The organism is Winogradskyella pacifica (genome assembly GCF_003386275.1).
Taxonomy (GTDB): Bacteria; Bacteroidota; Bacteroidia; order Flavobacteriales; family Flavobacteriaceae; genus Winogradskyella; species Winogradskyella pacifica.
In genome coordinates this window covers 468957-491670 of the sequence record NZ_QREI01000001.1, presented here as the reverse complement: position 1 = coordinate 491670, position 22714 = coordinate 468957, and the positions used below count along the sequence as shown (strand labels likewise).

General features: G+C 35.0%; 13 protein-coding genes and 1 riboswitch. Of the genes, 1 reads left to right on the top strand and 12 read right to left on the bottom strand.

All coding sequences use genetic code 11. The features are described from left to right. Positions 1 to 270: 270 nt before the first annotated feature. From DFQ09_RS02095 to DFQ09_RS02040, 12 genes are all read right to left on the bottom strand, one after another. On the bottom strand, positions 271 to 645 hold the full coding sequence (locus tag DFQ09_RS02095; protein WP_220347449.1) for a hypothetical protein: 375 nt from the start codon (positions 643 to 645) through the stop codon (positions 271 to 273). A 216-nt stretch (positions 646 to 861) separates the two neighbouring features. Next, complete coding sequence (locus DFQ09_RS02090; protein WP_115807931.1) at positions 862 to 3192, bottom strand: xanthine dehydrogenase molybdopterin binding subunit; 2331 nt, start codon at positions 3190 to 3192, stop codon at positions 862 to 864. Beyond that, complete coding sequence (locus tag DFQ09_RS02085; protein ID WP_115807930.1) at positions 3185 to 4594, bottom strand: FAD binding domain-containing protein; 1410 nt, start codon at positions 4592 to 4594, stop codon at positions 3185 to 3187. Before DFQ09_RS02085 ends, DFQ09_RS02090 begins: the two co-directional genes overlap by 8 nt. 191 nt (positions 4595 to 4785) lie before the next feature. Next, entirely contained in the window at positions 4786 to 5259 is a 474-nt protein-coding gene (locus DFQ09_RS02080; protein ID WP_115807929.1) for a nucleoside deaminase, read from the bottom strand. Between the two features lie 230 nt (positions 5260 to 5489). Beyond that, on the bottom strand, positions 5490 to 7781 hold the full coding sequence (gene tamL / locus DFQ09_RS02075) for a translocation and assembly module lipoprotein TamL (RefSeq protein ID WP_449489480.1): 2292 nt from the start codon (positions 7779 to 7781) through the stop codon (positions 5490 to 5492). A 2-nt stretch (positions 7782 to 7783) separates the two neighbouring features. Continuing rightward, positions 7784 to 12880 carry a translocation/assembly module TamB domain-containing protein gene (locus tag DFQ09_RS02070; RefSeq protein WP_115807927.1) on the bottom strand — a complete coding sequence of 1699 codons (5097 nt, stop codon included), beginning with the start codon at positions 12878 to 12880 and terminating at the stop codon, positions 7784 to 7786. 95 nt (positions 12881 to 12975) lie between these two features. Continuing rightward, positions 12976 to 14430, bottom strand: a complete 1455-nt coding sequence (locus tag DFQ09_RS02065) for a membrane dipeptidase (protein ID WP_115807926.1) — start codon at positions 14428 to 14430, stop codon at positions 12976 to 12978. A gap of 90 nt (positions 14431 to 14520) precedes the next feature. Further along, complete coding sequence (locus DFQ09_RS02060) at positions 14521 to 16239, bottom strand: DUF885 domain-containing protein (RefSeq protein ID WP_115807925.1); 1719 nt, start codon at positions 16237 to 16239, stop codon at positions 14521 to 14523. Positions 16240 to 16619: 380 nt separating this feature from the next. Next, positions 16620 to 17627, bottom strand: coding sequence for an alpha/beta fold hydrolase (locus DFQ09_RS02055; RefSeq protein ID WP_115807924.1), 1008 nt, complete (start codon positions 17625 to 17627; stop codon positions 16620 to 16622). 9 nt (positions 17628 to 17636) lie between these two features. After that, entirely contained in the window at positions 17637 to 18089 is a 453-nt protein-coding gene (locus tag DFQ09_RS02050; RefSeq protein WP_115807923.1) for an OsmC family protein, read from the bottom strand. Positions 18090 to 18170: 81 nt separating this feature from the next. Beyond that, positions 18171 to 19469, bottom strand: a complete 1299-nt coding sequence (locus DFQ09_RS02045) for an O-acetylhomoserine aminocarboxypropyltransferase/cysteine synthase family protein (RefSeq protein WP_115807922.1) — start codon at positions 19467 to 19469, stop codon at positions 18171 to 18173. 144 nt (positions 19470 to 19613) lie between these two features. Continuing rightward, positions 19614 to 19737, bottom strand: a riboswitch (SAM riboswitch). Positions 19738 to 19839: 102 nt separating this feature from the next. Next, positions 19840 to 21387 (bottom strand): hypothetical protein, encoded by a 1548-nt coding sequence (locus tag DFQ09_RS02040; protein WP_115808399.1) that lies wholly within the window; start codon positions 21385 to 21387, stop codon positions 19840 to 19842. Between the two features lie 148 nt (positions 21388 to 21535). Between DFQ09_RS02040 and DFQ09_RS02035 the strand changes: the two genes are divergently transcribed. Continuing rightward, positions 21536 to 22711 carry a 2-isopropylmalate synthase gene (locus DFQ09_RS02035; RefSeq protein WP_115807921.1) on the top strand — a complete coding sequence of 392 codons (1176 nt, stop codon included), beginning with the start codon at positions 21536 to 21538 and terminating at the stop codon, positions 22709 to 22711. The last annotated feature ends 3 nt before the right edge of the window (positions 22712 to 22714 follow it).

Genomic DNA, 22714 nt, shown 5'->3' with positions numbered 1-22714 from the left:
TAGTAAGACCTAACAGGTTTTTCAAACCTAGCAGGTCTGGTGAAATAAGAATGTAAAATATATTTCTCAATTATAATCCTGCAAGGTTTTCAAAACCTTGTGGGTATGAAAAGATGAGATATACCTACAAGGTTAAAATGAAACCTTGCAAGAAAAAAATTGCTGCTGTTAATTAACTTTCATATCTGTCAGGTTTTGAGAACCTTACGGGATGTGTACGATAATAATTTTCTTCTCATTAATGAGATTCCTGCGTTTGCAGGAATTTGGTTAACTAAAAATAGTCTCACTCAAAGCATAATAAATCGCCATTAAAGCAGAAAAAACAGCAGATCCAAGAAACCTCCATTTGAGTTGGAATCGATTTTGAATAATATAATTTGCCATAAAAGAAATAGGGATATTCACCAAAAATGACCAAAAAGCAATCTCTAAAAGGTAAAAACCAATCGCTTCAAACTGACCTGAAAATAATTTAATAAACAGTAAATGCCTGGCAATCCATAAGGGATTAAAATAGGCTATTGCTAAAATAGTTTTACTTAATGTGGCTTTAGCGCCTTTTCGAAACTGTGTTGTTTTTACTATCCAATCAAAATAATTTGGGATTTCAAAAGCGTAGAATGTAGCGCCAATACACATCATGCTTAGTAAGCGATACCATAAAAATTCATCTAACAAAAGAGCAGCAATAGAGTCGCCTGCACTGTAAATAAGTGAGCCTTTAAGGATGTTTTGTTTTTTGTAATGTAGTGCGATAAGGCGTTTATTTACACCCCTAAAGTCCCCTCAAGGGGACAATAGTACCAATGTTTATTTTTTGGAATGTCCTCTTGAGGGGACTTTAGGGGTGTTCTTTGTTCATTTTTTATTTTCATACAATCCCATCAAAACCTTCTCAGGTGTCATCGGTGCATGAAATTCTAAATCATAATTAGAATTAAACGCTTTTATGGCATTTTGAAGCGCAAAATATGCACCAATACCATACATTAATGGTGGCTCACCAACGGCTTTAGATTTTAAAATCGCCATGTCATTGCCTTCGGTTTCTACTGGAATCACTTCCACACGTTTTGGTACAGAAAATATATCAGGTATTTTATAAGTGGATAATGCATTAGATAATAATTTACCATCATCATTATAGGCAATTTCCTCCAAAGTCATCCAGCCGATACCTTGTATTAAAGCACCTTCTACCTGGCCTAAATCAATACCTTCACTCATACTTTTTCCGTAATCGTGTACGATTTTAACGGAGTCAAATTCGTAAGTGCCACGCGTACAATCTACAGTCACTGTTGTAATCGCTGTTCCGTAAACGTGATAGGCAAAAGGATGTCCTTTTTCTTTGGTTTTATCAAAGTGAATTTCTGGTGTGGCGTAATGGGCATTTTCAGTTAAAGCAACACGTTTAAGCATGGCACTACTGATGAGGTCTGTCCAAGATAATTCGGATGGTTTATCATTTATAAAGACAGATTCATCCTTTAAAGTAATGTCTTTTTCTGACACATTTAAATCTTCTGAAGCCACTAGTTTTAGGCGTTCTACTAAAGCATTACAAGCCATTAGAGTTGCTTTTCCATTTAAATCTGCCGTAGAACTCGCAGCAGAAGGCGACGTATTAGCCACACGCGTAGTATTGGTGGTTTCTATTTTGATTTTATCAATAGGAATCGAAAATACATCCGCAGCAATCTGCATCATTTTGGTATTCACACCTTGACCCATTTCTACAGCCGCTGTGCTTATGCCAACACTGCCATCTAAATAAATATGAACCAAAGCACGTGCATGATTCATTGGTGTGTTGGTAAACGATATACCAAAGGTAATTGGCATAAACGAAAGCCCTTTCTTGAAGGCTGTATTGTTTTTGTTGAAATCAGCAACTTCTTGTTCTAAGGCGTCACTGCTAAATATGCTTTTAGCAGAATGCCATGTGTTTTTGGCTTCTACTTTTTTAGCAATTTGTCCGTACGAAAATGTGTCATTTTCATCTAACAAATTAGCTTCTTGAATTTTTATAGCTGAAACCCCAATTTCAGAAGCTGCTTTGGCAATAGCAGACTCAATCACAAACATACCTTGTGGTCCACCAAAACCTCTAAAGGCCGTGTTTGGTGGTAAATTGGTTTTGCAACTCAACACTTTTGTGGTGACGTTTGGTACGTAATAACTGTTGGTGGCATGAAATAAGGTACGCTCAGCAATCGCAGGAGATAAATCTGCTGCTGCACCAGAATTTTGTAAAAATTCCGTTTGATATGCTAGAATTTTTAAATCCTTAGATAATCCAATTTTATAACTGCTTTCATAAGGATGACGCTTTCCTGTCATGCGTAAATCATCATGACGATTCAGTATTAATTTTACCGATTGATTTAGGTGATGCGTTGCCAAAGCAACCATAACTGCCCAAGGTGTGGCTTGATCTTCTTTTCCACCAAATCCACCACCAAGACGTGTCACATCGACTTCAATTTTATGCATTGCAATGCCTAAAACTTTTGCAATCGTTTTTTGTACAGCCGTTGGACCTTGCGTAGATGAAGTGATTTTTATATTGCCATTTTCCATTGGTTCGGCGTAAGCGCCTTGTGCTTCAATGTATAAATGTTCTTGACCGTTGGAAAAGGTTTCACCTTCAAAAACATAATCACATTCTGCAAATACTTTTTCGGTATCACCTAAACTAAAAGAGCGTGGTGCGTTAATAAAACTACCTTTTGCTTTGGCTTCTTTTGCTGTGGTGATGACTGGTAAATCTTCAATTTCAATCTCGATTAAACCTCTCGCTTTTCGTGCAATAAATTCTGATTCGGCAACAATTAAAGCAATTGGCATGCCCCAAAAGTGGACTTCGTCTTCTGCAAATAGAGGTTCGTCTGCAATGATACCACCAATTTCATTTTCGCCAGGAACATCTTTGTAGGTGAAAATACGTTCGACACCTTCCAGAGCTTCCGCCTTAGAATAATCGATATGTTTTATTTTTCCGTGTGCTTTTGGTGAGTCAAAAACCACGGCGTGAAATGTACCTTGTCTAATATTAACATCATCAACATACAAGGATTCACCACGAACATGCGTATATGAATCTAAGTTTTTAATGCTTTGCTTTAATGACAGAGAAACGGCGTCTAATTTAGTGTCTAAGACTTTATTTGATTTGTTTTTATGCATGTTGAACAAAATCGTTTAAGGTGAAATGATTGGGGAACAACTCCGTAAAATGCGCGAAAAACAATTGTCTTGCGAGCAAACGTTTATAATCACTAGTTCCGCGAACATCACTAATTGGACTGATTTCCTTTTGAAGTATCTCGTTAGCTTCTAATATCGTTTTTGAAGTCAAGGGCTTTCCTGTTAAGAATGCTGAAGTATCGTGTAAATATTTCGGAATTGCAGCAACACCACCAAGAGACACATGCGCTTCTGAAATGATTTCGTTTTCAACTAATAAATGTATAGCAGAATTGACACTTGCAATATCCAAATGGGTGCGTTTACAAACTTTTTCAAAATTGAAAAAGGACTGCGCTGTTGGTAATTTAAAGCTTATTGTTTTTAAAAGTTCACGATCGTTTAAGTCGTAAGTTTTATACCCTTGATAAAAGTTATTTAGTGCAACACTACGCTCTTCGTCTTTTTCATTGGTGATCGTAAGATCACTATTGAGTGCTAAGAAAAATATAGTCATATCTCCAATAGGCGAAGCATTGGCTATGTTTCCACCCAAAGAAGCCATGTTTCTAATTTGTTCTGAAGAGACCAATTTTAAATGTTTTCTTAAATTGGGTAAAATGCTATTTAACGCTGTGTGATTCCATAAATCAGAAACGGTAGAGTTGGTTCCGATGGTGCAAATTCCGTTTTCAATTGAAATGCCTTTTAAATAATCTTTCTCAGCAATTAGGTGTACGTCGTTATCTGCTAAATGATCTGCTTTCTGGACGTATAAGTCCGTTCCGCCAGAAACATATTTTCCTTTGGGTTGATTTATATACTTTCCTTCAATATCTTTTAAACGTTGTGGAATGCTTTCGAAATATTCTGGAATAAATCCATTGTCAATTAACCATTTAAAAGAATTTTTTTCTTGATGCTCTAGTTTTTCAACCACTTGATGTGCCGCTTTTTCAATGGCTTTATAACCTGTACATCTACAAATGTTTCCACTAATAGCGTCAATGGCATTGCTGTAATTGTTTTCAGAATTCGATAATGCAAAACCAGTTAAGGCTACCACAAAACCAGGTGTGCAAAATCCGCATTGGGTCGCGTAATTTGCTTTCATGGCTTCTTGAGCTGTGGTGAGTTTGTCTTTTAGATTGGTGCCTTCAACCGTTACAATATGTTTGCCATGTGCGTTTCCTAAAGGTGAAATACATGAGGTGATACTTTGGTACTCCATCGTATCGTCGTTTAGTGTACCGATCAAAAGTGTGCAAGCACCACAATCGCCTTCACGACAACCAATTTTGGTGCCTGTTAAGCGTTGTTGGTAACGTACAAAATCCAATAAAGTGGTTCCGGAATGCTCCGATGTTTTAATGGTTTTGTTATTTAGGATGAAGGTGATCATATACTGTGTTTTCTGTAATCAATCATTGTTGTCTCATAAAAGCCGAAAGACCGCTGCGCTGATAGAGTCAAGAACAAAGACTGAATTCTAACTAATTGATAAACAAAGTTAAATTCAATGTTGTTTTTTATACTTCATATAAAACAAAGCGTTTTAGTTTTCTTTATCCGTCTTCCGTCTATAAAAAAAAACTAATACTCAGTCTTATCCATTTTCTTAGTCCATTCTTGAAATGGTTCTAATGCAACCTCACGAGCTAATTGCTCAAAAGGAATGCTGCGTTCTGAGTATGGTAATGGAATTTCTTTGTAAATAAATTCATCATCAAAGCCAATATTTGCAGCATCTACTTGGTTACTTCCATAATATACTTTGTCTGGTCTCGCCCAATAAATAGCACCTAAACACATAGGGCAAGGCTCGCAAGAGGTGTAAATTTCGCAACCATCTAGTTGAAAAGAATCTAGGTTTTTACAAGCATCTCTAATCGCTGTAACTTCAGCATGTGCTGTTGGGTCGTTGGTAGAGGTAACTTTGTTATTTCCACGTCCTACAATTTTTCCGTCTTTAACAACGACACAGCCAAATGGTCCGCCTTCATTGTTGTTCATTCCTTTTAGCGCTGCGTTTACAGCTTCTTTCATGAATTGTTCTTTATTGTTCATATATAATTTGTGTCTATTTTTAGTTTTGAATAAAGGTATTAAAATTTTGATAATAGAATGAAAACGGATTTATTTTAAGAGCCAAGAGCCAAGAGCCAAGAGCCAAGAGCCAAGAGCCAAGAGCCAAGAGCCAAGAGTTGTGAGTTGTGAGTTGTGAGTCAAGATGAGCTGTGAATTTAAAATTTTAGTTTCAGTTTCAATTTCGAGTTCAACTTCAGCTACAACTTCATTTAAAATGAATACCCAATGGCGAAATTTAGCACAGGTTCATCGACTTTAAAGTCCCATCGTTGACCTTCTGGTAGAGAAGGGTCGTGAAATGGTGCTGCCAAATCGAAACGAATGACAAATCCTTGCACATCTATATGAAGACCAATCCCTGTTCCCATACCCAATTGATTGATGAAGTCGGATGTGAATTTGTCTTCTTCATTATCAAAAGATGGGTTCGATTTTGAGTTCCAAACATTTCCAGCGTCAGCGAAAATAGCTCCTTTAAAAAATGAAAATATTGGAAAACGGTACTCCACATTGGCTTCTAATCTAATGTTTCCGGTTTGGTCAAAGTAAGTGCTGCTGTTATTGTCTTCATCAGCTTCTGCGCTATACGTTCCTGGACCTAAGGAACGAATTCTAAACGCTCTGACGCTATACGGTCCGCCTGAGAAATATTGCTTCACGTAAGGAATCACATCAGAATTACCATAAGGTAAGCCGTAGCCAGCGAAGAATCGGGTTGCTATAGTTTGAGACTTATTTTTTCCGAAGTTGAGATGAAATCGTAAATCCATGTCCGCTTTTGCATATTGCGCATATTGCAGACCAAGGAATGTTTTAGGCTCATCTGGTTCTCCATCTTTACCAAATAAACTAATGGAGTTTCCTGCGACATCTAAGGTTGTATTTAAGTAAAACTGATGCGGATCATTAGAATCTACCATTTCGTTATAGGTGAAGGAAAAGGTTAATCCGGAAATAAATTGCTGATCGAAACTTTGTTGTAAAAACGGATTGTCGTCTAATATCTCTTCAAATTCCGTTGATGTTTTTGTGAGTTGTGTGTAGTTAACCGAAATAGGATTAAACTCGTAGGTGATGTATTTGTTAGCATTCCATGAATATCCAAAAAGCGCACTACCAGATAATAACGTGTATAATTTACTTCGACTTAAATAATTAACACCGAGACTTGTTTTTGTTTTCGGAATGGAATATTCAAAGAAATTTTCGTTGAATGTTATCGGGAATATCACGCGAGGAAAAATTATTTCACCTTTTAAACCCAGCTCTAAACTGCTTAAACCCGAATTGTCACCACTCGCAAACTGCGTTTCATAACCAACATTGGTACTAATGTTTAAAGTCTCTCCTCCTTTAAATAGATTTCGGTTACTATACGTTAAGGCTAAGTTTGGCCCTGTGAAATTGTTAGATTTTGTTACGGCTTGTAGCTCAGCTCGCACTGCGCGTTTAGTTAAAGGTGATAAGTAAATATTAGCTTCGAGAGTACCTAAACTATCGGTTTGTAAGGAGTCTATTTCTTTATATTGAATATTTACATATTTATAAGCGCCAATAGTCGATAAGCGCCTTGCAGTATTTTTTGAGGATTGCGGATCGTAAAAATCTCCTTCTTTTAGCGTAATATATTTATCGAGATATTTTGGCTTTATAAAAAGCGAGTCTTGGTAATAGTTTTTTTCTTTGAAACGCTGCTTTTCACTATAGGTAGAATCTTGTAAATCGTAGTTTGGGTATATGTTAAGCTGTTTAATTTGGTAGGGAATGGTTGCCTTTTGAGGAACTTCAGCCTTTAGTTTTAAGAATAAATCGAAACGTTTATTATCGTACTGATTGGTATCTGCTTCAAAAATGAAAAAATCAGGGTTGAGATTATAGTAACCTCTTTTCTTTAATTCTACATCGATACGCTGACGCTCTAATTTCATGTTAGATAAATCGAAACGCATATTTTTATAAATAGGGGAATCTTGAGTCACATTTTTGACGTCCTCGTATATTGGTGAGGGCATAGAATCGAGTTGGAAATTGGCTACGGTATAGGGTTTTGTAACCTGTACTTTGTAATTTACAAAGGCTTCCGTTTCTTTTTCTTCTATAGAAGATGCTGCTGAGCTATAAAAAAAACCTTTGTTTTCTAACCGGTTTATCAATACATCTTCGATTTCAAATGTTTTTATATCCGATTGATAAATAGGTTTTTCTCCTATTTTTTTATTTAACCATCTGTTGATGAAACCTGGGTTGTCTTTTTGAGATTTGTAATAGTAATATAAGCCTAAGCGCATTCCTAAAAATTTTGAATTAGGTTCAGGTCGTAGTACGGTTTCTAAATCTGATTTTAATGCTTTAATATTTTCAACAGCAGAATCGGCCTCAATTTCAATTTTAGCACCAGTGTATAATTTTTCTCCTTCAGGGATGTATTTTGTGATACTGCAAGAGTATAAAATCATTCCGAAGACTATAAAGTAGATACTATGTTTTAAAATCCGTTTCAAATTCAATTCTTTTTCTGTTCTAAGCTTTTTTCTGTGGTTTCTGCTTTAGCTTCAAGTTCCTTCTTTGCCGCTTCTTTTTTTGCGTCATTCGTTTCATCTTCCTCTTTTTTGGAACGTAATATCGCATCCCAAAGTTCGCTAAATTGGTTAAATTCTTGTGTAAAAATTAAGCCGATACCACTGACGATGGTTTGTCCGTCTATAACATTTTCAAATTCACTTTTTCTAAAACCTTTTAAGCGATACCTGCCATCTTCTGTAAGCGTATATTCTAAACTTACGTTACCAATTATTGGCGTTTCTTCACCTGTACTGCTACTGCCTTGAATATCGACTTCGCTACCAACTCTAACGGTTAAACGATCGTTAAATAGTTTTTTCTGAGCGGCAATATCTAATTGCGTTCGGTCTGTGGGAGCATCTCCTTGATAGTCGGTATAGCTGTTAAGTCCAAAGTCGAGCTCAATACCAGATTTCCCTAATAATTTATCTGAAAACGCGTTCAGCTGATCCGAAACAGCATCGTTTAAATTGTCTCTTGCAATGGTCGCAAAACCACCATCACTACCATCGCTGCCGGCATCTGGATAAAAACGATTTAGCACTAAAAGTGAAAATACCTGGCGATTAAGTTCTCCTTCTTGCTGGTTAACTTGTTGAACTCTACCGTAAACCTGTCCGCCAATGGCACCTTGGTCTTCTTCTGGCATATCTAAACCAAAGGAAATCTTAGGCTGTAACAACTCTCCATCAATATTAAGATACACATTAAATGGTAAAACTTGCTTGTATTTACTTTTTACTGAAGGGTCTGATCCAGAAATTTGTGATGCCATTAATCCAGAAGCAGAGGTTTCTAAATTGTAAATCGCACGCACGTCTAATTTGGCATCCAATGGATCTCCAGACCACGTTACGCGACTTCCGCTTGCAATTAAGAACTTTCTATTGACTAAGTTATATAAATTTAGCTCGTAATGGCCATCTAGAATTTCATATGCACCTGTGAGTGTAATACGACCGTTTGGATTCATCGTAAAGACAAAATCCCCTTCTCCTGAGGCTTTAAAATTGTCGCCAGTTTCTTCATCTATGATAATAGTAACAGCTGCATTTTTGCCAATTTTGAGTAATGCAGAAATATCGAAACCTTTAATCGTTGCAGTTTGTTCTTCTGTTTGGGTTAGAATCGCATCAGGATTTTCACGATTTACAAAAATCACCACACCATCACGTTCTTCAATACTCGCAACAGAAGACGGCATTACATACGTTAAATCTGTATCGGAGCCTAAGGTTAATTTGGCGTCTAGTTTAGGAATTTGTAAATCGCCAGTTAATTTAGCGCTAGCATCGAAACTAACGTTGCCGTAAAATTCTTCATTATCTTCTTTTGTAGCATTTAATACCTGAAAATTTGTGGCCTTAACACTTAAATCGAATGTAGGATTAATAAAGTTTTTAGTGCCAACATTCCCTGAAAGTACTAGTGCATTATTATTTTCATCGCGAATGGTGAAGTCAGTCATTGAAAGTCCTGCATTGTTAATGTTCAGTTTTTCATTAGCCATACTAAATTTTGAGTTGAGCTTGGCAATATTAAAACTTGCATTATTGAATGTTAAAGAACCGTCGTATTGCGGATCTGAAGTGGTGCCTGTAACTTTAAAATTACCAGAAAAACTACCATCTGTTTCTTTGATTTCTCCCAAAGAAAGCGTGTTGAGTGCTTTCATTTTAAATTCATTGATATCAAAATCGAGATCTAAATTAGCAACGGTGTTGGTAACCGTATAATCGCCAACGAGATCAAAATCAATATCACCACCTTTTAATCCTGCATTAAACGCATAACTGCCTGCTCCAAGCGACTTACCGTTAATACTTAATGTACCTAAATCTGTTTTAAGGGCGTTGAATTCTTCAATGTTTAAATCGGCAATGATTCCTGTGTTTTCAAAAGGATCTTCGAGAATAAAATCACCATTTAATTTGCCGCTTGCTAATTCTGTTGTAGGGTTTAAATAGTTGAATACTTCATTGATATCAAAATTTTCAAAAGCTATAGCAATATGTTTTTTTGAGATGTTATTTAACTTATCAGTAAGCTCTATGGACTGATTGTTCTTTGTGATTTTGAAGTCGTTAAACTCAAGATTTTTGTCGGTTAGAACCATCTCATTACTTTGAGGAATAGTCCATTTTTCTTTATTCAGAATTAAACTATCCGGACTTACAGTAAAAACTAAACGTTCACGATCTCCTGTGAGTTTAGTATTTACATTCATTAATTTCTCACCGTCATGATAGCCTAAAAAGTCTAGTGATAATTCATGGTCAGATTGTTTTCCTTTTATGATGGTTTTCGGAATATCTAAAGGACCAGCATTCACATTATTAAAGCCAAGATTAAAATTAAAATTCTCTTTATCTGTATCTATTGAAAATGCAAGACTATCTAATGTGTTACCACTATAATTAATATGTGGCGCCGTAATATTTGCTTTTAGTTTACGCCTTCTTTCATTGAAATCTACAGCAATATTTATAGTGTCTAAATCTCTTGCGTTAACTAAAAAGACATCGTTAAGTAAAGGTGATTGTGCAATTTTACCTTTAAGATTTAAATTCACAAAATCAGAAATAGAATCAGGCCTATCCGTTTCTCTATAGAAATAGCTAAGCACATGTCTTTTTAAAGCCTTACTAAAGGTTTGTGGATCTGTATTTGATTGCAAATCGAGATCTATAATTTTATTTTTTATCGTAACCGAAGTCGTGTCTTTTTCTACATGTGCGACTGCATTTAGATCTCCTATTAAATAACTTCGATTGTCATAAACCACAACACCTTTGTCTAGTGTTGCACTAGCATCGTAACGTTCTCCATTACCTTTAAAATCGGCAGTTAAGTGCATAGCTGTTTTAACATTGCGATTCATTAAACCAAGTGCTTGTAAATTCGCGCCAATAACATCTAATGTTACATTGGCTTCAGGAGAAATTGAGTCTAAAACAACAAAGGCCTCTAGATTAGCATTTAGGTTGTCGTCTTTGTATTTTGAATTAATAGTTCCGGATCCGTCTTTTATGTCACCATTAATATTAAGATCTTTTATAGCATAGTTATTAAGCTGAAATTCCGAAATAGTAGCCTCTAAATCCGCATTTAAGGTATTGATAGTGCTGCCAGATCCTTTAGATTTTAACGTAAGACTTAAAGCACCAAGTTGAGGATTGTTAAGTAATTCGTTCACCTTGTATTCTTCAATAGTTAACAGCGCGTCATAAGAAATGTTATCGGTATTTTTAAAATTACCATCTACTGATGCCTGGCCTTGTGAGGTGGTGAGTTTTGCTTTAGTTGAAATGTCTTCAAGGTTTCCTTTAAATTGTGCGACAAATTTCACATCAATTGGAAAGCTAATTCCTAAGTCTTCCTCATTTACAAACTGAATTAAATCAGATCGTTTTGTAACTGCTGAAAACTGTGGAATATTAAATTGAAGTATCTCAGGATTGGTGACGTTTTGAAGCGTTCCTTTAGTAGAAATTTTTGTTGAACTTCCCCAATTCAGTTCTGCTTTATTTAAATTAATCGATGCTAAAGTTCCGGAAGCATTTAGATTTCCTAAAACTAGTTTTTTGCTTAATTTATTGAGGTATTCGTTATTTTTTAAATCAGGTTGAAATTTGAAAATCTCTGTCAATGATAACTGAAACGATGGGAGATTTAAGTTGACTTTAGTGGTTTCAGGCGTTTCTATTAATTTTGAAAGTGACTGATACTCTAAATGTGCATAGCCTGAAATTGAATTGTTATTTAATTTGAATTTTAAATCATCCAAACGCATATTTTGATCTGTTGCGTTAAAATTAACAGCCAATTGATTAAGGTTTAACCCTGAATATTCATTAAAATTTAGTTGTTCTAAGTCTAGTGTCGCTTCTTGATCCTTTAAAGAAATGTCTTTCGCTTGAAGCGTAAAATTTGAAAGTGCGATCGCATTCGGGTTGAAAATATCCTTTGTAGGTTTTGCGTTACCCACACTATAATTTATGTGATTGTTTTCAAAATCAATAGCAGCAATATTAATTTTTAGTTGCGGCCATTCAAATGACGTGATGTCCGTATTGACTTCGTTTGTAACGTCTTCAATTTTTTGTGTTAAGCCATTAATTTCAGCGTCTGTGGTTAAGCTGATTTTAGAATTTTTAAGCGTGATTTTTTTAAGATTGAAATCACTAGCCGCTAAATTTATGAGTGGTGATTCTGTTGAGAATTCCGAAATGTCAACATCTGCAATCAAACGATCGGGTTGCGATTCGTAATAAGCAACCACATTGTTTAATGCAATAGTTTCAAAAGATAATTTTGGTAAAGGAGTCTCTGAAGTTGTGGTGTCAATCGCTACTGGTTTTTGAATAAACTTAATATTGGCATCGTTAAGTTCAATCGTTGAAGCATCAAAAATCATGTCTTCAATATTGGTAGTATTCATATTAGCCTTCAACTTGCCAATTCTAAATCTAGAATCGATGCCTGCAACCGCATCATCAAAAACAATATCGAAATTGTTGAAATTTAAGTTGCCTAAAACTAGATTAAGTGGAGTGGAAGTGGTGTTTGTTGCAACGGTTGTCGTATCCGTTGAAGCAAAAGCATCAATTAGAAATTGAAAGTTATAACCTTCAATACTATCTTTTCTAATCACGTTAGCGCGCAAACCATCCCAATCTAAAGCATCGACCCCGATACCATTACCTCTTATGATTTTAATTAGTGGCATGTTAGCCTCCAATGATTTTGAATAAACTAGAGTATCTCCTTTTTTATCTTCGAGATAGAGACCATCGAGTTGTATATCACCATCAAACGTAATAAAAAGTTTTTCTATGGAGACTTTAGTTCCGGTTTTATCAGAGACGTAACTGACCGCTTTATCCACAATAATACCTTGTCCCCAAGGGCTACGAACAAAAAGAACGACTAGAAAAAAGAACACAAGAATGCCTAGCAGTACGCGTAAGGTTCTGCGAAACCAACGATATTGTCGTTTTTTTGGTGCTTGAGGCTCTGTGTTTTCGATCTTATTCAATAGTCAAATATATACGTGTAAAAGTATAACTATTGTCTTTAATGCTAATAATATTAACGCTCTCACATTAATTTTTAACTAAAATTAAAAGTTGATTAATTGAAGTTTCGTTTTAAAAAGGCATCAGCATTAATAAATAGTAATCGGTCAATAATTTCTTCTGCTGAAATTTGATTCTGTGTTTGTAATTTTGAAGCATTAGATTTAAGATAATTTTCAGCGTTTTTGATAAGATAAGGTTTTATGTCTTTTATGTTTTCGGCAGTCCAAAGTCCTTTGATTGGGTTTATGATGCCATCAAAATCAGAGCCAATTGCAACAGTTTCCCAGCAAAATAATCCGTTTTCGTCTAGAATTTCGCCTATACGTTGAATTTGGTTCCATATTAATTGAGATTTATTCTCATAACGTCTCTTCGTATTTGGCCAATAAACGCGCGAGCTTCTAATTGCTTTTTTGCTGCCAATGCGGCGTTCGTCTAATTGCAATCCAAAAAGCCCTTTAGATTTTGCAATACGTACAATTTCCGAATCATAAAAGTTAATGTCAACATCACTAAAATTCTCGCTGAGTTTTGAGTCAGATATTTTCCATTCTTCAATGGAGCGTTTGCCATTTAGGGCTCCATGACTTACAATAATTGGAATATTCTCATTAATGTATTTGGTTTCTAATAATTTATAGTACGTTTTTCGAGCGGCGGTACTCATGTGTTTTACATCGATGAGTATGCGTTTGTTGTCAGAGTTATCTAAAAGTTTATCAATAACCTTAAATCCTAATTCTGTAATGTCTGTGTTAAGGCCTCTATTTTGTTCTTTTTCAATTAAGCCTATGCTAATACTTCTCGCGTGACCACAAATTTCATTATAAAAGTGATGGGCCAACGTAACAAAGAATGGTTTGTGGTCCCACTTTTTTACAGTTTCTATATGTTGTAAAACAGTGGCTTCATCTGCGGTGTCTTTGTCCTTGTCTAAGCCAGTTTCAAAAGCGTGAGCTCCTTCAATACTTGGTACAAGACTAATGATTTTTCTTTTAGCTGTTGAGGTTTTTATATTGTTGGTGATTTCAGAATAGCTGCTCACAAGTCGGTATGTAAATGTAACGTCATCTATAATTTGAGCCATATTATGCAATTGCATATAATAGTTGTACTCATCATTTAAATCTTGAAAATAACTAGAATGGTTCCTTAAATTATCGATCCGTTTTTGACTTACTCCTGCTGCTAAATTGACTAATAAATCTGGAATAAATTTAAAACCTAACATCCTATCTTTTAAAAAGTGTTTTTCAAAAGGGTATAAAGAAATAATAACAATATTACAATCTGTTTTCGCTAAAGCTGTAAGGTCGGTTTGTGTGAATTTTGTGAGGGTAAGTAATAAGTTTACGTGTCTTTCAAGAAAATTCGGAGGACTATAATGCCAAATAGAATTTTTTCTACCAGTATTAAGACGGTTTTGTTTTTGTGGTTGATATTTAAAACTCTTCCCGTAAGGTTTTAAGGAAGGGTGACAGTGAATATCTATATAAGACTTGTTCATTTTTAATTGATTAGGACATTGAAAATGGAGGTTTTTTATAAGAACCTAAGAGGTGTTGTCGGTAATATTGTTTTCGGATCATTGCTTTTTTTATTGCTTTACGTTTTCAATGTAAGTGTTCACGCGTCTTTCAAGAATTGACAAAGTGACTGTGCCTTGTTCTAAAATAATTTCATGAAAGTCGCGAATATTAAATTTTGCACCTAATTCAGTTTCTGCTTTTTGTCGTAACGCTCTTATTTTAAGTTCTCCAATTTTATAGGAAATCGCTTGTCCTGGCCAAGAAATGTAACGGTCGGTTTCGGTAGTGACTTCGTGTATGGATAAAGCTGTGTTTTCAGACATATAATCAATCATTTGCTGTCTTGTCCAACCTTTGGCATGTACACCTGTGTCTACCACTAGTCGGCACGCTCTCCACATTTCGTAAGTTAACTGACCAAATTTCTCATAAGGAGTCGTGTAAATATTCATTTCATCAACTAAATATTCTGAATATAATCCCCAGCCTTCGCCATAAGCCGATAAATATAAGTTCCTTCTAAAACGAGGAATTGTTTTGGGTAATTCATTATTCAGTGAGATTTGTAAATGATGCCCAGGAACAGCTTCGTGCGCTGTTAAAGCCGGAATTGTGTATAGGGTTCTGCTCGATAAATTATAGGTGTTTACCCAATAAAACCCAGCTGTTTCGTCGTTATAAGAATGTGAATATCGTCCTGCTGTATAATTTGGTGCAATCTCTTCTGGAACAGGAACAACTCCATAGGTGTTTCTAGGTAATGTTTTAAAGAACTTTGGTAATTCTGCATCGATGCGCTTTGCAATATCTCTGGCAAACATCATTAGTTCCTTTGCTGTTTTCGGGCGAAATTGTTCGTCAGTTCTAAGAAATTCTATGAAATCTGCAAAACTGCCCTCAAATCCTAAATCAGCAATAATCTGTTGCATTTCTGCTTTAATTCTTGCAACTTCAGTTAGTCCAATTTTGTGAATGTCATCCGCTGTATATTCATTACTCGTCGTGAAATAATTAATTCTATTTTGATAAAACGCTTCACCATTCGGAATGCTTGAAACACCCAATTCTTTTCTGGTATTTGGAAAGTAGTCATCTTCAAAAAAGTGTTTGATTTTTTTATACTGATCAATGGCGTTTTTTTGAACACTCGTTTTTGCAACTGTAATGATGGAATCTCTTAATGTTGTCGGAAAAGATTCTGGTAAATTAAGAAATGGTTTGTAAAATTGACTTGTAGTAACGTCTGAAACGATGTGCTTGTCATAGGTATCTTCATAATTATTAAAAACAGCCATTGGTTGTCCCATGCCCTCTTTTATGGCGGATCTCATGATGTCGATATTATAATCAACCCATTTTGGTAGATCATCAAGACGTTTTAAATAGTTGTTTGCCTGTTCTTTTGTGTCGAAGGTTGTGTTTCCCATTCGACTTAATTCCAAATGAAAAGCATACTCATTTGTAATTGTGTTTAAATAAGTTTTATATGTGTTTGTGTCAATTTTATCTTGTAAGACGAAGGCTAATAATTCTTTTGAAATTTTTTCGGATTCAGACAATCCCTCCTCTGAAATTTGTGCTAGTTCTTTCTTTAAACGCTCTGCGAAATCAGCTTCAGCATTATGATATTTAATGGTATTTTCAACAGATTCATTAGGTTTAAATTCATAATCTCTTTGGGCTTCATATTTTACAATAATGGCATTTAATTTATCAGAATTTGAAAGGGATTGAACGGATAATAATCCTAAACAGAGAATTATGACTAGAGTCTTGAAGTTATTCATATAAGATTTCTAAAGGTTATTTGCAGATTCATAAATTAATAAAACAGAAGGTAGGGAGCCTTTATTCTCTCTTTCAATATTAATTATGAGTCTATTAGCGTCATAAATATACGAGATAGATTGGAATTCTTATAGTCTCGTAATCGAGACCTTAATTTATGAAGAAATAATAATTTGGAAATATTTTTTGATTGGGAAGAATAGAAGGAAATTCAATGGTTTTTTTGTACTGAAATAATAGGTTTAAACTAACCATTTATTTCGATATTTTGCGAGCAAAGTCACGTTAGAGCAAATTGCTAACGTTTTAAAAATGACTAAAATAATTTATGTAAATTATTTATACAATGGAAAAATAATACTTCAAGTGGGTTTGGAATTTAAGCCACACACTTCTTACGATTTTCACAAACTTTGGCTTCCACCTTAAAAATAGGCTTCAAAAAACGTGCTAATTGATCAAATTCTATTAAAAAAGCATCATGGCCATGCACGGATTTAATTTCATGAATATGCACGTTGTCTTTCACTGCTTTTAAGTCCACATAAGTATTCCAGTTTTCATCCGCTTTAAAAAACAAATCAGAATTAATGGTGATGATATGAATATCACTTTCAATTTTTGAAGCGACTTCTAAAAAATCAGTTCTATTTCTCGTAATATCTATAGTACGCAAAATCTGATTCATCAGTTTATAAGCAGCAACCTGAAAACGATTGTCTAGAGCTGTGCCATGGTAACTCAACCAAGATTCAATGTTGTAAAGGGTATCGTTTTTCCTAGTGCGTTCAAATTTTTGAGTCAACGATTCTGGTGTACGATACAAGGTCATGGCGTGCATTCTAGCATCGACTAAAGGTTGTGACGAGTTATTCAATATCGCATCTTGAATATGGCAATTCGCAATGACCCAATCCGTGGATTTCCAGTCGGTCGCAATAGGAATCAAATGCTGAATTAAGCGTGGTTTTAGTGCTGCTAATTCCCATGCAATTCCACCACCAACAGAGCCGCCAATTACGGCAAATAAATTTTCAATTTCTAATTGCTCTATAGCTAAAGCAAACAGTTTTGCAATATCTCTTGCTGTAAAGTCTTTGTAATTTTTAATGCAGTTTTCTGCAATATTATCGTAGCCATTGCCAAGAATGTTAAACGCTAAAATCGTATAATCATTAGTGTCAATACATTTGTCGTCGCCAATAATATCATTCCACCAACCGTCTTCTCCAACTACATTTGAGTTTCCGGTAAGGGCGTGGTTGACTAAAATTATGGGTGCAGTATGTAATGCTTTACCAAAAGTTTGGTAAGACAATTTAGGGGTTATTGTCTTACCGCTTTCAGTAACATAATTAGTTAGGGTTGTGTAGTGTAAATGTGCCATGGCAAATTTTTATATAGCTGTATATTCTTTTTCTACGGAAATTTTTAAAGGTGTTTTATTCTGTAAATTATCTTTTACAGGACAACGTTCTTCAACAATCTGAAGCCATTGTGTTAAGACTTCGATACTAGCGTCAGTCTCTGGAATAAGATTGAGATTAATGGTTTTAAAGCCTGCGCGTTCTTTGGTAGATGTCCCTAGAAACCGATCAGGATTTAATTCGCCCGTCACTTCAATCTTTAAATTTTTAATTGTGAAACCTAATTCCTTTGCGACAAGATGTCCAACAACATTGGCACAACCAGCAAAGCCTGCTAAAATGTATTCTACGGGATTGGCATCTTCATCGGTGCCTCCTAAAGCTTCTGGTTCATCTACAACTAAAGTAAATTGTCTTGTTTTTCCTATAAATTGGGTTGCAGAAGCACTGTCTCCTACAACGGAGAATTTTAAATCACTCATGTTTTTGTCTTTTTAGTATTGAATATTATAAAACAGATGCCTTTATAATAAAAAACATCCGTTCTACGTCACAACTTAAATTTAATTTTGAAGGGCTTTTTTCTGTTTAACAACAGCAAAAGCCTCTTTTAAATCGTCTTTTAAATCTTCTATATTTTCAATACCTACAGACAAACGAATTAAATCTTTAGTAACACCTGTGGTTTCTTGCGCGTCATCACTTAATTGTTGATGCGTTGTACTTGCAGGATGAATGATAAGCGATTTTGTGTCTCCAATATTGGCTAACAATGAGAATAATTTGGTCGTATCAGCAATGGTTTTTGCAGCTTCGTAACCACCATCCACTCCAAAAGTGACGACGCCACTTTGGCCTTTTGGTAAATACTTTTTAGCTAACGCATTATACTTGCTAGATTTTAATCCTGGGTAATTCACCCATTTAACTTCAGGTTGAGATTCTAACCATGTGGCTAATTCAAGGGCATTTTTACTATGTTTTAGAATACGTAATTCTAAAGTTTCTAAACCTTGAATAATTTGAAACGCGTTAAACGGACTCAGCGCTCCACCATAATCTCGTAAACCTTCAATTCTAATTTTTGCTATAAATGCTGCTGCTCCTATGGCTTCGCTATAGACTAAACCATGGTAACCTGCAGAAGGTTCTGTGAACTCTGGAAATTTTCCGTTAGTCCAGTCAAAAGTACCAGCATCGATAATGATGCCTCCTAATGAAGTTCCATTTCCGGTGATATATTTAGTTAACGAATGAATAACGATGTTTGCACCGTATTCTATCGGATTTAATAAATAAGGTGTGGCTACTGTATTATCTACAATTAAGGGCACTTTGTGCGCTTTAGCTCCTTTTGAAATCGCTTCAAGATCTAAAACATCTAATTTCGGATTCCCTAAAGATTCTACAAAAAAGGCTCTGGTGTTTTCTTGTGCTGCTTTTTCAAATTCTTCCGGGTTAGACCCATCAACAAATGTCGTCGTAATGCCGTGTCTTGGTAAGGTAACGCTCAATAAATTGTAGGTGCCTCCATACAAACTGCTCGATGCAACAATATGGTCTCCTGCTCTTAAAAGTGTTAGTAAGGTTGTTGCAATTGCTGAGGTTCCAGAAGCTGTTGCAACCGCTGCAATTCCACCTTCTAGTGCTGCTAATCGCTGCTCTAAAATATCGTTTGTTGGATTGTTTAAACGTGTGTAAATGTACCCGGGAACAGAAAGATTAAATCGTCCAGCGGCTTCATCTGAATCTTTAAAAACATACGATGATGTTTGGTAAATAGGAACAGCTCTTGTTCCTGAAGTTAGATTGGTGTCGTGACCTGCGTGCAACGCTTGTGTTGCGAATTTTTGTGTACTCATTTTTCTAAGTTTTTGAGTTAATAAATGATTAAACCAAAAGCCAAATAAGCCTCTTTTGTTCCTTGAGCGTAGTCGAAGGAAGAAGCGTACTTAATAGAAAAATATTAAAAAGAAAATGCTAATTACAGATGAGTAATTAGTCTTGAGTTATCTATCCAATTTTTCGATTAATGAATCAAATAATTAAGTAGAATTTAGCACCTTCTTAGTAAATCTAAGGGTTGCTAAGGCTTCATAGGGTCATTCCCTCCGCCTTTCTTGATAACATTTCAGTAAGTGTTTGAACTTTGTGAGCACAAATATTGCAATACAAAAACTACAAATCCAAATAATTTGTCAATTTTATGAGTTTTTTGTGAAATTCGTAGAATTATGAACTTTTCTTTGCTAAATACTTAGTTTGAATAATTTCGCTCACAGGTTTGTTCTGAATTTTACTCTCTAGCCAAGAAATAATATCGAGATATAAAAACGCACGTCGTTCGTACGGATGATCTTCAAAAGTCTTCAGCGTTTTGTGTAATTCTATGAACGCATTTTTAAGATCGTGTGGATAAATATCCTGAAGTCCTCTAATGAATTTTATCATCTCTTTTTGTACCTCATGCAGGTCATTCATCTTAATTAAAAACTTGTACGTGCTTCGTAAAAGAGTTTCTAAATGATAATCTAAACCAGCTTCATAATGGGCTACAAGATTTAAAACTCTTGAGAAACAGAGTAAATCTTCACGCATCGAAAGTGTTTTGTTAGAGATGATTTTATCTAAATATTTTATACAAGCTTTATTGTTGCCAGCTCCAAATTGTAAACTCGCAAACTTGTAATAAAATATCATTTTGTGATGCGGATCTATTCTATTGCTAAATGGAATTAGTGCTTTTTCAATTTTAGGAATTAAATCTAAACCTTCCTCAAAACTCCCGTCAATAAAGTGTTGATTAATACTGTGGAAATTGGTGTAGAGAAAAACTAAAGTCGCCACATTTTCATCTTGTGGAAAATTAGATTTTTGAACAGTAGCTTCAAATTCTGAAAACTTTTCTAAGAATTTTTGTTTGTTGCCGATGAAAACAAGCGCTTCTAAAAGGTAGTTGTTGCCTTTTAAAAAGAATACAGGGTTCAGGTTAATCATGCTTGGGTTTTGATAAAATAAATCCACCCATTTTGAAGCGTATTTGTAACAATTTAAAAAATCTTGAAGCAAAAAGCTTTGCCATAAATTAGCTTTATAAAGCCATAATTTTTCTCTAAATCCTAATTTTTCAATGTCAACTTTTGGAACATGATTATTAAAATAATCAATAACCATGTTGGCTTCTTTTTCATTTCTTATATAGCCTGTTTTTAGAATAGTACTATAAAGTTGAAGTGATAAATTGGAGAGTTTACTGGCAATAACATTAAGAGAACTCAGTTCCTTGGCTTGTACAGCCAATTCATCTGCTCTGGTGCTAATGCTTCGTGTAATATATTGTGACTCAATTACTTTTTCGAGCTCAACAATCTCGAAAGCTGAATTTTTTTCTTCGTTAATAATCGCCAACTCTTTGGCTTTATCTAAAATTTTTAAGCTTTGCTTATATAGGCCTTTATGATACAAAATGGAAGCAAAATCGAGTTGTTCTCTAATTTGTGAACGCACATTTTGATGGGATGGATTGAGCTTAAGACTAATTAAAATTTGTTTGTATAAGTGCGCCTTTACATTGGCAAGTTGTTGTTTTTTTACAATGCCACTTTTTATAATAGAAGCTTCATTGTAAGTTTTAGCTTTGTCCAAAAGATTGAATAAATTCAAGAATTTAGAATCTGAATTTACCCCAAGTCTCCCTACGTAAAGTTTAAATTGCCGTTTTTCGGATTTTGTTAAGGACTTTACAAGTGAGAATAAATTATCTTTTTGGTCTTTAGTTATCAATAGAAAATAGATTTATAAATCTGTAAATCAGTTGTTTAAAGTATATTTTGGCGACTGAACATCGTAAACTAACTATATCAATAATGTTTAAATCTAAATCAAAACATACATTCGTTAGACAATACTATAAAATATATTTTGATATATGTCAAATAACAACATACAAATCTTCGATACAACACTTCGCGATGGAGAGCAAGTTCCGGGTTGTAAACTTAACTCAGAACAAAAAGTGATTATTGCAGAGCAGTTAGATCAGCTTGGAGTTGATGTCATTGAAGCAGGATTTCCGGTCTCTAGTCCAGGTGATTTCAAATCGGTAGAAGCGATTTCAAAAATTGTTAAAAATGCTACGGTTTGTGGTTTAACAAGAGCTGTAGAAAATGATATAAAAGTAGCTGCCGAATCTTTAAAGTATGCTAAGAAGCCTAGAATCCATACGGGAATTGGGACTTCAGATTCGCATATTCTTCATAAATTCAAATCTAATAGAGAGGCGATTATTGAGCGTGCTTTTGAAGCGGTGAAATATGCAAAGTCATTTGTTGAAGATGTTGAGTTTTATGCTGAAGATGCCGGACGAACAGATAATGAATATTTAGCAAGAGTTTGTGAAGCTGCCATTAGAGCTGGTGCAACAGTATTGAATATTCCTGATACAACAGGGTATTGTTTGCCAAGTGAATATGGTGCAAAAATCAAATATTTAAAAGAAAATGTAAAAGGTATTGAAAAGGCTATTTTGTCTTGTCATTGCCATAATGATTTAGGCTTAGCAACCGCTAATTCTATAGAGGGTGTGATTAACGGAGCACGTCAAATTGAATGTACGATCAATGGTATTGGTGAGCGTGCAGGAAACACGGCTTTAGAAGAAGTGGTGATGGTGTTAAAGCAGCATCCTTATCTTAATTTAGATACAAATATTAATACATCAATGCTATTCGGAATGAGCCAGTTGGTTAGCGATAGTATGGGGATTTATACACAACCAAACAAGGCGATTGTTGGAGCAAATGCTTTTGCGCATAGTTCTGGAATTCACCAAGATGGTGTGATAAAGAATAGAGCAACTTACGAAATTATCGACCCTAGAGATGTCGGTGTTACGGAGTCGGCTATTGTGTTAACCGCAAGAAGTGGAAGAGCAGCCTTAGCTTACAGAGCGAAAAATGTAGGTTATGAACTTACGAAGTTGCAGTTAGATGATGTGTATGCTAACTTTTTGAGTTTTGCAGATCGAAAGAAAGAAATCAATGATAACGATATTCATCAAATTATAGAGACGAGTAATGTATATCAACAAATAATTTCAGCATAAGAT

Coding starts and splice junctions, on each gene's coding strand:
- DFQ09_RS02080 (WP_115807929.1), bottom strand. CDS start 5,259: ATGAACAATAAAGAACAATTCATGAAAGAAGCTGTAAACGCAGCGCTA.
- DFQ09_RS02060 (WP_115807925.1), bottom strand. CDS start 16,239: ATGAATAACTTCAAGACTCTAGTCATAATTCTCTGTTTAGGATTATTA.
- DFQ09_RS02045 (WP_115807922.1), bottom strand. CDS start 19,469: ATGAGTACACAAAAATTCGCAACACAAGCGTTGCACGCAGGTCACGAC.
- DFQ09_RS02095 (WP_220347449.1), bottom strand. CDS start 645: ATGATGTGTATTGGCGCTACATTCTACGCTTTTGAAATCCCAAATTAT.
- DFQ09_RS02085 (WP_115807930.1), bottom strand. CDS start 4,594: ATGATCACCTTCATCCTAAATAACAAAACCATTAAAACATCGGAGCAT.
- DFQ09_RS02035 (WP_115807921.1), top strand. CDS start 21,536: ATGTCAAATAACAACATACAAATCTTCGATACAACACTTCGCGATGGA.
- DFQ09_RS02065 (WP_115807926.1), bottom strand. CDS start 14,430: ATGAACAAGTCTTATATAGATATTCACTGTCACCCTTCCTTAAAACCT.
- DFQ09_RS02090 (WP_115807931.1), bottom strand. CDS start 3,192: ATGCATAAAAACAAATCAAATAAAGTCTTAGACACTAAATTAGACGCC.
- DFQ09_RS02055 (WP_115807924.1), bottom strand. CDS start 17,627: ATGGCACATTTACACTACACAACCCTAACTAATTATGTTACTGAAAGC.
- DFQ09_RS02050 (WP_115807923.1), bottom strand. CDS start 18,089: ATGAGTGATTTAAAATTCTCCGTTGTAGGAGACAGTGCTTCTGCAACC.